A 14,191-nucleotide genomic window follows, 5' to 3' on the forward strand; every position below is an offset into this window, starting at 1 on the left:
ACGCAGGGGTCGTAGGCGCGGACGAGCATGGAGCAGAGGGCCTCGATGCGGCGGTCGTCGGCGCCCTCGGCGGCGAGGTGCCGGGCGAGGGCTTCCAGGTCGTGCTGGATGTTGAGGTTGTTCTGGGTGGTGGGGATGATGCAGTTGGCGCGGAGGACGCGGCCGTCGGCGCCGTAGCGGTAGTGGTGGTAGAGGATGCCCCGGGGCACTTCCACGGCTCCCACGCCCTCGCCTTCGACGGGGGTCACGGGGACCAGGAGGGGCGCCGACTCGGGCGTCGCCAGCAGTTCCTCGATGAGGGCGGAGGACTCGTGGACCACGTGGAGGCACTCCACGAGCTGGGCCACGTTGTTCATGAAGGGGTTGTGGCAGTCGGGCCTGAGGCCCAGCTCGCGCGCCGCGTCGAGGGCCGCCGGGTGCAGGAAGCGGTGGTTGTTGTTCCAGCGGGCCAGGGCCCCCACGGCGAAGGAGTCCCGGGACAGGCGGCAGAGCTTGGAGGTGTTGCGCTCGTCCACGAACTCGTTGGTCATGAGCAGGTAGTCGTCCTCCCGGCGCAGGACCCCGTCGGTGGAGAGGAGGGCGCCGCCGATCCATGGATAGCCGTCCTCCCCGAGCAGCGAGACGAATTCGGTCTGCCGCGAGAAGGCCGGGATCTCGAAGCCCTTGAAGAGCTCCGCCACGGCGGCGAGGTCCTTCGCGGCCGCCTCCAGCTCGCCGCGGACGGAAGCCAGGGCGCGCTTTTCCGGGAAGGCGGCCATGCCCCCCACCTGGATCGAGACGGGGTGGGTGGCGCGGCCCGCGACGACTTCGCACAGGCGGTTGGCGGTGCCCTTGAGACGGGCGGCGAGGGCGACGGTCTGGGGCGAGGACTCCATGAGAGGCAGGACGCTGGGGAGGCCGAGGAAGTCGGGAGCGGCCAGGAAGAGCAGGTGCAGGACGTGGCTCTGGAGCGTCTCGCCGTGCTTGCAGAGGAGCCGGAGCTTGGCGGCGGTCTCGGGGATCTCCACTCCGAAGGCCCGCTCCGTGGCCCTCACGCTGGCGAGGGCGTGGCCGATGGAGCAGATGCCGCAGATGCGGGCCGTGAGGATGGCGGCGGAGGTGTAGTGCTTGCCCTTCAGCATGACCTCGAAGTAGCGCGGGGTCTCGACCACGTCCCACCGCGCTTCGGCGAGCTTCCCCCCGACCACGCGGATCGAGAGGTCTCCGTGTCCCTCCACGCGGGTGAGGGGGTGGACGCGCACGTTCACATCGACCTTCATTTGGCCCCTCCCGGAAGAAGACCCGCGAAACCGCCGAAGAAATTCATGCGCTCGCGGACCTCGTCCTCGGCAAAGCCCCGCTCCTTCGCCAGGGCGAAGAACTCCTCCACGTTGGCCGCTTCGGCGGGCCCTCGGCATCCCCAACAACCCAGCCCCCCCGCGGGGCAGGGGGCCTCGCAGCCGGCGCGGACGACGGTCCCGAGGCAGAGCCGGCCCTTCTCCATCAGGCAGGTGGTGAACCGCTGCTTGCACTCCACGCACACGGGGTAGGCGTGGAAGGCGAAGGGCACGTCCAGTACGAGGTGGCGGACGATGCGCTCCACCTCGTCCTTGGAGACGGGGCAGCCGGGGATCTCCAAATCCACCGGCACCACGTCCCGCACGGCGCGCACGGGCAAGGTCTCCTTGGGAAGCGCGCCGTAGACCTCCGCGTTGGCCTCGCCGAGGTCGTAGGCGTTCTTCATCCGGTTGACGCCGCCGAAGCACGCGCAGCTCCCCAGGGCGACGAGGGTGCGGGCGCGCCTGCGGATCTCCACAAGGCGCTCCGCTTCGTCGGCCCGGCTCACGGCCCCCTCCACGAAGGCGATCTCGTAGTCGTCCCGGGCCTCCGAGGAGACCTCCCGGAAGTTCACCACCTCCACGGCGCCGAGGAAGGGGACGAGGGTCTCCTCCTTGTTGGCGAATTGGAGCTCGCAGCCTTCGCACCCGGTGAAGTCGAAGACGGCGATGCGGGGACGGGAGGATTCGATGTGCAGGTATCGCATGGGGAACCCTCCTAAATGGCTTCCTTGAGGTTGATGGCCGTCCAGTAGTCGAAAACCGGCCCGTCCTTGCAAGTGAACGTGGACCCGATATTGCACCGGCAGCACTTGCCCATGCCGCAGTGCATGCGCCGCTCGAGGGAGACGAACATGCGCCGCATGGGCAGGCCCAACTCGGCCAGAGAGTTGCACACGAACTTGAACATGACGGGGGGGCCGCAGACGATGGCGTAGGTCCGCTCGGAGTCGAGGGCGATCCGGTCCAGGAGGCTCGTCACCCGGCCCACAGGGCCCGTCCAGCCGGGGTCGGGCTCCTCCACGATGATGGAGAGGTTCACTCCGTCCACCCGTCGCCACTGCTCGTACTGGTAGTCGAAGAGGAGCTGATCGGGGGTCTTGGTCCCGTAGAGGATGTGGACGTCCCGGAAGTCGGAGCGGTTCTCCGTCACGTGGAGGATGGCCGAGCGGAGGGGCGCGAGGCCCAGGCCTCCCGCGATGAGGAGCACGTGGTGGTCGCGCATCTTGGCCATGGGGAAGGAGGTTCCGAAGGGTCCCCGAACGCCCACGCGGGCCCCGGCCTTGGCGCGGTGGAGGACGCTCGTCACCGTCCCCGCCCGGCGGATGCAGAACTCCAGGAAGCCGTGGTTGCTGGCCGAGCCCGCGATGGAGATGGGCACCTCCCCGTATCCCGGAACCTCGATCATGACGAACTGGCCGGGCTGGAAGGCGAAGCGCCGCCGGTCGGAGGGGTCCAGGAGGCGGATGTGGAAGAGCTTCTCCATCTCGGTGAGCTGGGTGATGGAGGAGATCTCGGCCGGGAGGACCCGGTCCGTGTGCATCAGCCGGCTTCGGCGGTTGAAGTCCAGGGGCTCGGCCATCTCGGCCTCTCGGGTCACTTCGTAGGGAAGCAGAAGCCTCTTCATGGGGCCTCCTCCTGCTGGAGTTCGCGGATCACGTCGAGGGGGGCGATGCCGGCCAGGCACGCGCGGCCGCAGCGGTTGCACCCGACGCACTTGGGCTCCTCGTGCTGCTCCACGAAGCCCCGGTGCTGGTGGTAGTAGCGGTACTTCAGTCGGCTCTCGGTGGTGGGGCGGAAGTTGTGGCCGCCGGCCACCACCGCGAAGTCCACGAGGGTGCAGGCGTGGAGCTGGCGGATCTTCGCCCCCTCCTGAAAGTCCATGGAGATCCGCTCGTGCACGCCATGGCAGTAGCAGGTGGGGCAGACCATGGCGCAGGTGCCGCAGCTCAGGCACTTGGCGCCCCACTTCTCCCAGATGGGCGACTTGAACTCGATGTCCAGCAGGTTCGGAAGGTTGTTGAGGTTGGGGGCGTCCCCCATGAGGGAGGCGATGCGCTTTCGTTCGGCGAGGTAGAGGCGGGAGTCTTCCTCGGTGATGGGTCGGGCGCCGAAGCGGTCGATGAGGGCCAGGCCCCGGTCCGATCCCGCCGCCGTGAAGTAGTCGTCGCCGATGTCCGTCAGAAAGAGGTCGAAGCCGTGGGTGACCGTGTCCGTCCCGAGGGAGCGGCAGAAGGCGCCCTCGCAGGGATCGTGGTCCATGCCCAGGATGAAGGTGTTGCCCCGCCGCGCCAGGTAGTAGGGGCTGGGGTACCAGTCGCGGGCGAAGACCTTGTCGAGTTTCAGCAGGGCGTGGATGTCACAGGCGTGCAGGCCGATGAGGGCCCTCGGAACGGCCCGGTACCGGATCTCCTGCTCCCACGCGGCCCCCTCGAAGCGGTAGGTGGAGAGCCGCTCTCGGAAGGGCAGGAAGTAGGTCTTGGCGGAGAACTCGGTGGTCTCGTAGGAGAGGTCGAGGTCCTCGAAGCGCTCCACCGGCAGGAACTGGTGGATGGGCTTGCCCCTCCGGTCCGTCCCCACGCGCCGGGGGCCCACCCCCTCCACCTCCGCGAGGATGGCCTCGATCAGCGGCCGGAGGGCCTCCTTCTTCAAAGCCTTGTACAGCATGGACGTCTCTCCACGGGGCGGGCGCGACGGCGTGCCGCGCTCGCGACGCCTCCGCCCTCAAATATAGACGCTCCCCCGTCTCGACTCATAAAGATACAATTAGAGCGTTGTGGATTGCGTGAATTAACCCTATCTCGGGGTCCGAAGACCCTCGCCTCGGGCATGGGAGAGGCCAGAGAAGTCCCTTGTGGCCAAGGTTTCAAGACCAACGGATGGGGTGGGTGATTTCCCAGGCGCTCCGGTTCGAGGGACGTCCCGCGTCTACACGCCCCATCCCGAGCCGCGACGGATGCGAGGGCCCGAGCCGGCTCCGAAGCGACTGGCGCCGGGGACGCTCAGGCGCCGTCCCACGGCCTCGGCCACGGGGCGGATCTCCTCCACAAGACGGCGGAACTGGGTCAGGGTGAGGGACTGGTCGCCGTCGGAAAGGGCGTGGTCGGGGTCGGGATGGACCTCCACGAGGAGGCCGTCGGCCCCGGCCGCCACGGCGGCCCGGGCCATGGGGATGACGGCGTCCTGCCGCCCCGTCCCGTGGGAGGGGTCCACGAGGACGGGGAGGTGGGTGGCCGCCTTGAGCACGGGCACGGCGTTCAGGTCGAGGGTGTTCCGGGTGGCCGTCTCGAAGGTCTTGATGCCTCGCTCGCAGAGGATCACGTTCGGGTTGCCCTGGAGGAGCACGTACTCGGCGGCCAGGAGGAACTCGGAGAGGCTGGCCGAGGGCCCGCGCTTGAGGACCACGGGCTTGCCGGCCTGGCCCACGGTCCGCAGGAGCGGGAAGTTCTGCATGGACCGGGCGCCCACCTGGAAGCAGTCCACGAAGGGGGCCATGGCCTGTGCGTCCGCTGGCTCCATGATCTCCGTGACCACGGGCAGGCCCGTGGCTCGGCCTGCGTCCCTCAGGAGGGCCAGGCCCTCCTTCCCCAGGCCCTGAAAGGAATAGGGCGAGGTGCGGGGCTTGTAGGCGCCTCCTCGGAGGGCGGTGGCCCCGTAGGAAGCCACGAAGCGCGCCGCCGTCCGGATCTGGTCGCGGCCCTCCACCGAACAGGGGCCCGCGATCAGGGCGAGGTCTTCCCCGCCCACCGGAAGGTCCCCCAGCAGAACGCGGGAGCCTTCGGGGTGGCGCTCCCGGGCCGCCAGGACCGGGCCCTTGGCGTCGCGGCGGACCCAGTCCACGCCGGGGAGGGCCTCGATCCCGCCTCCGGCGTCGTCCTCGCGGCCCATTCCGGCCAGGAAGAGCCCGAAGGGGAGGTCCAGGCGCGAGACGTCAAATCCCGCCGAAGCCATGGCGGAGGCGACGGCGAGCGCGTTCTCTTCACGGCGGTCTTTCATGCGGACGATCATGGCGTGCCCCCTGACGTGTCCGATGCGCCGGCCCCATCCGCGGCGAGGTCCGCCACGAACGCGCGGGCGACGGCGCGCGCGCTCCTCGTTTCGGTTCCCTCCAGCCGGGCGATGAGGGCCGAGCCCACCACCACGCCCTCGGCGAGGGACCACACCTCCCGCGCGTCCCGAGGCGTGCGCACCCCGAAGCCCACGGCCACGGGCAGGCGCGAATGCCGCCGGGCCAGGGCCACGCGCTCGGCGAGCCCCTCCCGGCTTGAATCGTGGGTCCCCGTGACTCCCGCCCGGGCCAGCACGTAGACGAACCCGCCGCCCGAGGTGAGAAGCCTGCCGGCGCGCGCCTCGGAGGTGTGGGGCCCGATCAGGACCACGGGGTCGAGCCCCTCCCCGGCCAGGCGCCCGAACCAGCCCGGCTCCTCCTCGGGGGAGACGTCCAGGGCCAGGACGCCGTCCACGCCCGCCGCCCTGGCCCGCGCCGCGAAGGAGCCCAGGCCCATGGACAGGACGGGATTCACGTAGGTGAAGAGGACCACGGGAACGGAGGAGCGTTCCCTCAGGCGGGAGATCTGGGCCAAGGTCGCGTCGAGTCCCCCTCCCGCCTCGCACGCGCGGGCGTGGGAGCGCTGGATCACGGGCCCGTCGGCCACCGGGTCCGAGTGGGGGACGCCCACCTCCAGCGCGGCGGCGCCTCCCTCCACGGCCCCGAGGGCCGCTTCGAGGAATGCCTCGGGCGACGGGTCCGAGGCGGTGAGATAGGGAATCAGCCCGCGGCCCGGTTTCAATGCCTCTTCCAGGCGGCTCATGGGGCGGACCTCCGAAAGAGAGTGGGTGGGGAGGGGAGCCGGGCAGCCGGGCAGCCGGGCAAGGATAAGGAAGGGAGCGGTTTCATTCCGACCTCCCCGATTCGCGGTTCGAGAATTGTCCCGCGTCCTTGTCGCCCCGGCCGGAGAGGTTGAGGATCACCCGGGCGCCGGGGCCCAGCTCCGCCGCGCCCCGTTCGAGGAGCCAGGCCACGGCGTGGGCGCTCTCGAGGGCGGGGAGGAGGCCCTCCAGCTCGGCCAGGGTTCGAAAGGCCCGGAGGGCGGCATCGTCGCTCACGCGGTCGTAGCGGGCCCGCCCCCGGGACCGAAGGTGACTGTGCTCGGGGCCCACGGCGGGGTAGTCGAGGCCCGCCGCCACCGACGCCGTGGGGAGGACGCGGCCCTCTCCATCCTGGAGGAGGTAGGTGAAGCACCCGTGCAGGACGCCCGGGGAGCCGCCCGAGAACCGGGCCGCATGACGGCCCGGCTCGGGACCCGTCCCGCCCGCCTCAACTCCCACGAGGGCCACGGCCGGGTCCTCCAGGAAGGCCGAGAAGAGGCCGATGGCGTTGGACCCGCCGCCCACGCAGGCGACGGCCGCGTCGGGCAGGCGGCCCTCGGCGGCGAGGAACTGCTCCCTCGCCTCCCGGCCGATGATCGACTGGAAGGAGCGCACCATGCGAGGGTACGGCCTCGGCCCCAGGGCCGATCCCAGCAGGTAGTACGTCTCCTCGGGATCCGCGGCCCAGGCCCGCAGGGCCTCGTTCACGGCCTCCTTGAGGGTGCCGGCGCCGGCCTCCACGGGCCACACCCGGGCCCCCAGGATCTCCATGCGGAGGACGTTGGGAGCCTGACGCCGCATGTCCTCCACGCCCATGTACACCGTGCAGGGGAGTCCCAGGAGAGCGCAGGCGGTGGCGGAGGCCACCCCGTGCTGGCCCGCGCCCGTCTCGGCGATGACCCGCCGTTTCCCCATCCGTCGCGCGAGGAGGGCCTGGCCCAGGGCGTTGTTGATCTTGTGGGAGCCCGTGTGAGAGAGGTCCTCGCGCTTGAGGTAGACGGCCGCCAGCCCCGCCGCGGCTTCGAGCCGGCGGGTCCGGAAGAGGGGGGTAGGGCGCCCCGAGTAGTCGCGCAGAAGGCCCTCGAAGCCGGCGCGGAAGGCCGCGTCGCCCCAGGCCTCCTCGAAGGCCGCCTCGAGGTCCAGGAGGGGCGGCATCAGGGTTTCCGGAACGAACCGGCCGCCGAAGGGGCCGTACTCCCTTTCCCGCTCCAGCAGATCGTACGTCATCCTCTCCTCACTTCCTTACTTCCCTTGCCGGCTCGCAGGGCGAACCGACCCGCCGGAACGCGGCGAGGGCTTGGGCGCAAAAGGCGGCGACGCGCCCCGGGTCCTTGACCCCCGGGGAGCACTCGAGGCTTGACGCCGCGTCCACCCCCGCGGGGCGGAGCGCCGCCACGGCCTCGTCCACGTTCTCCGGTCCCAGCCCGCCCGCCAGGACGAAGGGGCGCGGCGCCTTCGCGGCGAGCGCCCGGGACACCGCTTTTCCCGTACCTCCCCGCCGTCCCGGCTCGCGGCCGTCCAGAAGGAGCGCGTCGCCGAAGGGCAGGGCCGAAGCGTTCTCGAAGGCGAGGGGCCTCGCCTCGAGCACCCCCGTCCCCGCCTCGGACCACCTCCGCCTCCAGTTCGGTGGAGGCGGCGCGAGAACTTGAACGAAGGCCGCCGCCAGGCCGGCCACTTGGGACGGCGAGAGGCGGGCCCCTGGCAGGAGGAGCAGGACGGGCGCCAGACCCAGGGCGCGCGCGGCCGTGGCCAGCACGGACAGGTCCCGGGGCGGCGCGAAGCGCGGGCTGTGGGGCCACGCGTTCAGTCCCACGTGGGTGGCCCCGGCTCGGGCGCAAACCTCCAGGTCGGCGAAGGTGCGGACGCCGCAGACTTTGATCCAGGGCGCGAAGAAGGAGGGGAGGGCCGAGGGGGGGATCACGCCCATTCCTCCGAGGCATTCAGCCCGAGGGCCGAACGGAATCGGGCGAGGAGGCGCTCGGGGCGCTCCTCCCTCATGAGGCTCTCGCCCACGAGGAAGCCTCGCGCTCCCGCCTCCCTCAGCCTCCGCACGTCCTCCGGGCGCCGGATGCCGCTCTCGGCCACGCAGACGCGGTCGGGCGGGCAGAGGGGCGCCAGCCGCTCGACGACGGAGAGGTCCACGGCGAGCGTGTCCAGGTCCCGGGCGTTCACGCCCACCAGCCGAGCGTCCGTCGAGAGGGCGGCCTCCATCTCGCCCTCCGAGTGCGCCTCCACGAGGGGCTCCAGGCCGAGGGCCAGGGCCTCCTGGACGAAGGCGCGCAAGTCGTTCCCCAGGACCCGCGCGATGAGCAGGACCCATCGGGCCCCGTCCTCCCTCGCCCAGCGGAGCTGGACCGGATCCACCACGAAGTCCTTGCACAGGACGGGCACCGACACCGCCGCCGCCGCCGCGCGCACGTCCTCCCTCGATCCCCCGAACCGCTCGGGCTCGCACAGCACCGACACCGCCGCCGCCCCGCCCGCCTCGTACCTCCGCGCCCGCTCCGCCGCGTCCGCCTCCGGCGCGATGGCCCCCCGGCTCGGCGACGCCCTCTTCACCTCCGCGATCAGAAATGGGGTCAGGTCTTGGATTGCCACATTTCTTGCCCAAGGATCCTGTGGACGGAGGATGCGTGGCTCGCCCCGCTCCTCCTCCATGGCGTCTCGTTGGACGCGTTTCCTCCGAGAACGCACGATTTCTTCAAGAAGCCCGTGCATCGCGCGCCTCGCCTCCATCGCCCATGAGGCCCCGCAGGAAGCGTCCCGCGCGCCCCGTACCCATGGCCTCCAGCGCGCTCCCCGCACCCTCCCGCAGGTCCTCGCAGGCGCCCGCCGCCCGCAGGACGAGGGCCGTGTTGGCGGCCACCGCCGCCCGCAGTCCCGAAGGGCCTCGCCCGTCCAGGAGGTCCGACAGGGCGCCGGCGTTCTCCTCGGGGCCTCCCCCCCGAAGGTCCCCTTCCGACCCTTCGGGCAAGCCGAAGTCGGAGGGCCCCACCTCGTAGGCGAAGCTCGTGTCTTGGCGGCGCTCCACCACGCTGACCGCACCGTGCAGGACGGCCTCGTCGTACCCGCCCGCCCCGTGGATCACCAACGCCCGTTCGGCGCCGAGGGCTCCGAGGCTGTCGGCCACGAGGTTCAGGCGTCCGCCGTCGAAAACGCCCACCACCTGCCGGGCGACCCCCGCCGGGTTCAGCAGGGGACCGAGAAGGTTGAAGATCGTCCGCACGCCCATGGCCCGGCGGACGGGAGCGACGTGGGCCATGGCGGGATGGTAGAGGGGGGCGAAGAGGAAGGCGAAGCCGTGGCGCAGGAGGCGCGCGTGGGCCTCCTCGGGGGATTCTTCCACGGGATACCCGAGGGCCGAGAGGACGTCCGCCGAGCCGCAGGCGCTCGATACGCTTCGGTTGCCGTGCTTGGCCACCGTCGCGCCCAGGCTCGCCGCGACGAGGGCGGCCGCCGTGCTCAGGTTGTGGGTCCCCCGGCCGTCCCCGCCCGTTCCGCACGTGTCCACCGCCTCGGGATGGCTGGGAAAGGGCCGCACGCTCCGCCGGAAGGCCTCCGCGAGCCCCGCCAGCTCCTCGGCCGTTTCCCCCCTGGCCGCGAGGGCCCCGAGGAAAGCCGCCGTCACCAGAGGCTCCGTTCGCCCCTGGGCGAGATCCAGCCCGGCCTCCAGCGCCTCGTTCCGGTCGAGACGGCATCCGGAGGTCACCTTGGATAGGAGTTCCTTACGCATGGGCCGCCTCCCGGCACAAGGTCACGAAATTGCGGAGGAGATGCACCCCCTCGGGGGTCAGAATGGATTCGGGATGAAATTGCACCCCGTGGCACGGGTGCTCGACGTGACGCGCCGCCATGACCACCCCGTCGGGAGTCGTGGCTTGCACGGTCAGGCAGGGCGGGATCGAATCGGCCGCCGCCGCCAGCGAGTGGTACCGTCCAGCGGGAAACGGACTGGGAATCCCCGCCAGGAGGCCGGTACCGTCGTGGACCACGGGCGAAGCCTTGCCGTGCACGGGCGCCGGGGCCCGCTCCACCCGCCCGCCGAATGCCTCCACGATGACCTGGTGGCCCAGGCAAACGCCCAGGATGGGGATCTCGGCGGCGAAGGCCTTCACGAGCCGGGGGCACACCCCCGATTCTTCGGGCCGGCCCGGTCCGGGGGAAAGGACGATCCCCCACGGTCGGAGGGCCCTCACGTCCTCCTCGCTCACCGCGTCGTTTCGCAGGACCTTCAACCGGGGCTCCAAGGCCCCCATCATGGAGACGAGGTTGTAGGTGAAGGAATCGTAGTTGTCCACGAACAGGATCATGGGGTGTCTCCTTCGGGGGCGCTTCGCGGGAGGCCGAGATTGGGAGATTCCGATGGGAGGAGATGCCGGAAGGAGGAAATGCCGAGAGGCCGGGCGAATGAGGGGTCACCGGGACGAGGCCGTCTCGGCGCCTCGCGAAATCCAGAATCCGATATCCCAAATCCAAAATCCGAAACCATGCTTTCCTCCTACTCCCCCGCCAGCGCGGAGAGGGCCGCGGCCGCCTTCTGGTGAATCTCGTCCCACTCGGCTTCCTCGCGCGAATCGGCCACGATGCCCGCCCCGGACCGGAAGCGCACGCGCCTGCCCTCGAACTCCAGCGTGCGGATGGCGATGCACAGTTCCAGGTTGCCCGCGGGGTCCATCACCCCCGCCGCCCCACCGTAGAGGCCCCGATCCTCGCCTTCCAGCCGGGAGAGAATCTGCGCGGCGCGGATCTTGGGCGCTCCGCTCACGGTGCCCGCGGGAAAGGCCGCCCCCAGGGCGTCCAGGGCCGTGCGCCCGGGGGCGAGCCGTCCCTGCACCTCGGACGTGATGTGCATGACGTGGCTGAAACGCTCCACCGCCGCCTGAACGGGCACCTCCACGCTGCCGGGTTCGCAGGCGCGGCCCAGGTCGTTTCGGGCGAGGTCCACGAGCATGGCGTGCTCGGCGAGCTCCTTCGGGTCCGCGAGGAGGTCCCTTTCGAGGCGCAGGTCCTCTTCGGCGGTGGCTCCCCGTCGGCGCGTCCCCGCGATGGGCACCGTGGACACCGTCCCGCCCTGGACGCGAACGAGCATCTCGGGGGAGGCGCCCACCACCTGCCGGCCCGCCAGGGAGATGTAGAAGTGGTAGGGCGAGGGGTTCAAGCGGCGGAGGCGGCGGTAGACGCCGAAGGGATCCCCATCGTACGTCCCCTCGAAGGGCTCCGAGACGACAACCTGGTAGGCGTCTCCCGCCAGGATGGCCTCCCGCACGTCCTCCAGGTTACGGGAGAAGCGCCCGCGGTCCGGCTCCCGTTCGAGCCTCCACCTTCCCCGCTCCGACGGCGCGGGAACGGCGCCCTCCAGGCGCCTCAGGAGGTCCCGCAGACGGGTGGAAGCATCGCCGGGCGTCTCGCCGTCCTCGGGAAGGCGGTAGAGGAACCCTTCTTGTTTGAGGTGGTCCAAGACGAGCCCCTCGGTGAAGAAGCCGAACACCGCGCGAGGGTCCCGCGCCCCAGGAAAGGCGGAATCGAGGTTCGGTTCGTAGTAAGCGAAGGACGAGAAGTCCATCCATCCCACGGCGCCTCCCAGGAAAGGCGCCGGAAGACCCTCGGCCGGACCCGTGAAACCTTCTACCCAGCGCGCCAGAGCCTCGGACGGGTTTCCGTGGAGATCCTGCACATCCTTCCCGCGGCGCAGTCGCGCGCTCCTTCCCGCCTCGAAGACCTCCGAGGGTCCGAAGCCGAGAAAGGAGTACCTCGCCTGCGACTCGCCCCCGGCCACCGACTCTAGAAGGAAGGATTCCCCCTCTGGAGACGCGAGGGCCAGGAACGCGCGAACGGGCGTCGTGAGGTCCGCGGGGAAGCGCAGAACCGCCGGCGTCCGCCGGCCCGCCGCCGAGTTTCGACCGTTGCCGCCCATTTGCTCTCCTTCCCCGGCCTCGCCGGACAAACAAAAAGGCCCACCGTCTCCGGTGGGCCTGGGTGCTCGCCGTAGGGTCCGGGCCTAGACGAAGGCCTCGCCCGCGCGCGCACCCGGCCCCTCGTGCCACCAATAAAGCTGGACGGTAAGGGACGACGTGCCGCGCATGCAAACCTCCCGACGGAGGAATCATAGGCCAACGATCCCGCTCTTGTCAAACGGCCTCGCCTTCGAAGTACCTGCGGCAGTCCGCCATGAGGGCCTCGAAGGCCCCGCCATCGCCCGTCCGGACGCAACGGCGGATTTCATCCAGCGCCTCGCCCAGGTCCCTGGCCACCTCCTCCGAGAGGGGATTCCGCTTCTGAATCTGAAAATACAGCGCAGGGTTCTCGCTCACCACCTCCTCGGTGGTGGCCACCTGCCTGTGGAAGGTCACGCCCTCCGCTTCTCTCAATCTCCGGAACGGTGTGCCGCTTTTCAATAGGGCTCGGGCCAGGGCGAGGTTGGCCAGGTGAACGAGGCCCAGAACCCGGGCCATGAGGAGGTCGTGTTCGGCCAGGTCCACGTCGAGGAGAAGGGCGCTCGTGGATTCAAAGAGCCCTCTCACCAGGGCCACGTCCTCGGGCCGGCCGTGCCGGCAGAAGAGGACCTTCTTGTCGCTGAGGGTCGCGGCGGACGGGCCGAACATGGGGTGGAAGGACGCGGTCCGAACGCCTCGCCGCCGCAAGTCCTCCAGAACGGGGACGAGGTGGGTCTTCAGGCTGCACAGTTCGGCCACCACGCCTCGGGGTTTCAGGTCGGCCAGATCCCGCAGCACGGAGCCGCAGGCGTCCATGGGGACCGAGACGAGAACCAGATCGGCCCACTTCACCGAAGGGCCCGGGGTTCGAACGCGGCGGTGAGGCGTCTTGCCCGGCCCCGGATCGTATACGCGCACGGCGTGTCCCTGGCCGTTCAGGAAGCGCCCCATCCAGCGCCCCATACCCCCCGCGCCCCCCACCACGAGGATCCGTAGCCTTTCCCCCGCGTAGGCCGCGTCCAGGAAGGGCGCCTGGGCTTCCAGCGAGGCGCCGATGAGGAATCGGGCCAGGTTCTTTCCCATGGTTCCGCCCTGTCCGGATTCCTCCGCGAGGCCGGTCAGGCGCCGCTCCACTTGGGCCTCCACCTCGAAGTTTCTCAGGGGGATCCGGTGGCGGCTCTTGATCCGGCCGATGGAGCGGGCGAGCTCCATTCTCCTCCCCAGCAGGGAGAGGATCTCCGCGTCCACGCCCTCGATGGCCCTCCTTTTCCGGTCCAGGGCCTTGAAAACCGCCGATCCAGAGGTTCCGCCGCCTTCCATGATGCACCTCCATGCGTGTCCAAAATAAATCAGCGTGTCTCCTTCGAACGTCGGCCGGGCGCTGGCCGCGCCCTTGGCGCGGCACGGAGGACCTGGTCCGGGCGCGTCCATGCCCGCGTGCCCGCGCCCCGTGCCCAGCCCCTCCGCCGCCCTTCGGGCTCCAGGCCCGGCCTCGAGCTGGAATGCCCCTCCCCCCTCCTCTGGCGTTGCGCCGGCGGCGCCGGACCGATTGAGGCGTCAGCCTTCGGCGGCCAGCTCCTCGACGTACATCCCAGTACGCCTGCGTCGCGGCCGCCTCGGCTTCCTTGCACTCGGCCCACCGGCGCCGGGACGCGCCTTCCTCCGCTTCGCTCCGGAAGGCAGGCAGCATAAGACGCGCAAAAAGATCTTGGACAGGCATGATGCACATCCTTCGGTTCCGCCGGAAAAACAAAACGGCCCACCGTTTCCGGTGGGCCGGTGGCTCGCGATTCGGGTCGGGCCTAGAGGGAGGCTCTCCCGGCGCGCGCGCCCGGCCCCTGGGTCCGATAATTGTAGAAAAACGGAAGACGGGCACGGTTTGGTCGCACTAGGGTCCCTCCAATGCGAACCGAGAGTAGAGCCCGCGGCGGCGCGTGTCAAGGGGGCGACTTGCCTCAGCTAATTTCTTTCCGAAATGGATTCGTTGCCTCACCTAAGAATCTTGCCGAAAGGAAGTAAACAAGTGGAGGGGCGCCGCCCCCGCAAGGAGGGGTGCTCCAGGATGAGGCTGAC

General features: G+C 70.3%; 13 protein-coding genes. All 13 read right to left on the reverse strand.

What is annotated here, in order from left to right; translation table 11 throughout:
- A partial coding sequence (locus tag AB1824_11165) for a Ni/Fe hydrogenase subunit alpha (GenBank protein ID MEW5765523.1) occupies nt 1-1,259 on the reverse strand: 1,259 nt, incomplete at its 3' end.
- A complete protein-coding gene (locus AB1824_11170) occupies nt 1,256-2,023 on the reverse strand; it encodes an NADH:ubiquinone oxidoreductase (protein ID MEW5765524.1) in 768 nt (255 codons plus the stop codon). The genes AB1824_11165 and AB1824_11170, both read right to left, overlap by 4 nt.
- Before the next feature lie 11 nt (nt 2,024-2,034).
- Entirely contained in the window at nt 2,035-2,943 is a 909-nt protein-coding gene (locus AB1824_11175; protein ID MEW5765525.1) for an FAD/NAD(P)-binding protein, read from the reverse strand.
- A complete protein-coding gene (locus AB1824_11180; protein MEW5765526.1) occupies nt 2,940-3,983 on the reverse strand; it encodes a 4Fe-4S dicluster domain-containing protein in 1,044 nt (347 codons plus the stop codon). The genes AB1824_11175 and AB1824_11180 overlap by 4 nt, the downstream gene beginning before the upstream one ends.
- A 261-nt stretch (nt 3,984-4,244) precedes the next feature.
- The gene (gene aroF / locus AB1824_11185; protein ID MEW5765527.1) at nt 4,245-5,324 is read right to left on the reverse strand and encodes a 3-deoxy-7-phosphoheptulonate synthase; all 1,080 of its coding nucleotides are present in this window, start codon (nt 5,322-5,324) and stop codon (nt 4,245-4,247) included.
- Complete coding sequence (gene trpA / locus AB1824_11190) at nt 5,321-6,127, reverse strand: tryptophan synthase subunit alpha (GenBank protein MEW5765528.1); 807 nt, start codon at nt 6,125-6,127, stop codon at nt 5,321-5,323. The genes aroF and trpA overlap by 4 nt, the downstream gene beginning before the upstream one ends.
- Before the next feature lie 82 nt (nt 6,128-6,209).
- Entirely contained in the window at nt 6,210-7,412 is a 1,203-nt protein-coding gene (gene trpB, locus AB1824_11195) for a tryptophan synthase subunit beta (protein ID MEW5765529.1), read from the reverse strand.
- A 7-nt stretch (nt 7,413-7,419) separates the two neighbouring features.
- Nucleotides 7,420-8,112 (reverse strand): phosphoribosylanthranilate isomerase, encoded by a 693-nt coding sequence (locus AB1824_11200; GenBank protein MEW5765530.1) that lies wholly within the window; start codon nt 8,110-8,112, stop codon nt 7,420-7,422.
- Nucleotides 8,103-8,921 (reverse strand): indole-3-glycerol phosphate synthase TrpC, encoded by an 819-nt coding sequence (locus tag AB1824_11205; GenBank protein MEW5765531.1) that lies wholly within the window; start codon nt 8,919-8,921, stop codon nt 8,103-8,105. Before AB1824_11205 ends, AB1824_11200 begins: the two co-directional genes overlap by 10 nt.
- The gene (gene trpD, locus AB1824_11210; GenBank protein ID MEW5765532.1) at nt 8,887-9,918 is read right to left on the reverse strand and encodes an anthranilate phosphoribosyltransferase; all 1,032 of its coding nucleotides are present in this window, start codon (nt 9,916-9,918) and stop codon (nt 8,887-8,889) included. The genes AB1824_11205 and trpD overlap by 35 nt, the downstream gene beginning before the upstream one ends.
- Nucleotides 9,911-10,495, reverse strand: a complete 585-nt coding sequence (locus AB1824_11215; protein MEW5765533.1) for an aminodeoxychorismate/anthranilate synthase component II — start codon at nt 10,493-10,495, stop codon at nt 9,911-9,913. The genes trpD and AB1824_11215 overlap by 8 nt, the downstream gene beginning before the upstream one ends.
- Before the next feature lie 188 nt (nt 10,496-10,683).
- Nucleotides 10,684-12,099 carry an anthranilate synthase component I family protein gene (locus AB1824_11220; GenBank protein ID MEW5765534.1) on the reverse strand — a complete coding sequence of 472 codons (1,416 nt, stop codon included), beginning with the start codon at nt 12,097-12,099 and terminating at the stop codon, nt 10,684-10,686.
- Nucleotides 12,100-12,313: 214 nt separating this feature from the next.
- Nucleotides 12,314-13,438: a prephenate dehydrogenase/arogenate dehydrogenase family protein gene (locus AB1824_11225; GenBank protein MEW5765535.1), complete on the reverse strand. Its 1,125-nt coding sequence runs from the start codon at nt 13,436-13,438 to the stop codon at nt 12,314-12,316.
- Between the last annotated feature and the right edge of the window lie 753 nt (nt 13,439-14,191).

This window comes from Acidobacteriota bacterium (assembly GCA_040752915.1).
Classification (GTDB): domain Bacteria; phylum Acidobacteriota; class UBA4820; order UBA4820; family DSQY01; genus JBFLVU01.

Coding starts and splice junctions, on each gene's coding strand:
- AB1824_11170 (MEW5765524.1), bottom strand. CDS start 2,023: ATGCGATACCTGCACATCGAATCCTCCCGTCCCCGCATCGCCGTCTTC.
- AB1824_11175 (MEW5765525.1), bottom strand. CDS start 2,943: ATGAAGAGGCTTCTGCTTCCCTACGAAGTGACCCGAGAGGCCGAGATG.
- AB1824_11180 (MEW5765526.1), bottom strand. CDS start 3,983: ATGCTGTACAAGGCTTTGAAGAAGGAGGCCCTCCGGCCGCTGATCGAG.
- aroF (MEW5765527.1), bottom strand. CDS start 5,324: ATGATCGTCCGCATGAAAGACCGCCGTGAAGAGAACGCGCTCGCCGTC.
- trpA (MEW5765528.1), bottom strand. CDS start 6,127: ATGAGCCGCCTGGAAGAGGCATTGAAACCGGGCCGCGGGCTGATTCCC.
- trpB (MEW5765529.1), bottom strand. CDS start 7,412: ATGACGTACGATCTGCTGGAGCGGGAAAGGGAGTACGGCCCCTTCGGC.
- AB1824_11200 (MEW5765530.1), bottom strand. CDS start 8,112: ATGGGCGTGATCCCCCCCTCGGCCCTCCCCTCCTTCTTCGCGCCCTGG.
- AB1824_11205 (MEW5765531.1), bottom strand. CDS start 8,921: ATGGAGGCGAGGCGCGCGATGCACGGGCTTCTTGAAGAAATCGTGCGT.
- trpD (MEW5765532.1), bottom strand. CDS start 9,918: ATGCGTAAGGAACTCCTATCCAAGGTGACCTCCGGATGCCGTCTCGAC.
- AB1824_11215 (MEW5765533.1), bottom strand. CDS start 10,495: ATGATCCTGTTCGTGGACAACTACGATTCCTTCACCTACAACCTCGTC.
- AB1824_11220 (MEW5765534.1), bottom strand. CDS start 12,099: ATGGGCGGCAACGGTCGAAACTCGGCGGCGGGCCGGCGGACGCCGGCG.
- AB1824_11225 (MEW5765535.1), bottom strand. CDS start 13,438: ATGGAAGGCGGCGGAACCTCTGGATCGGCGGTTTTCAAGGCCCTGGAC.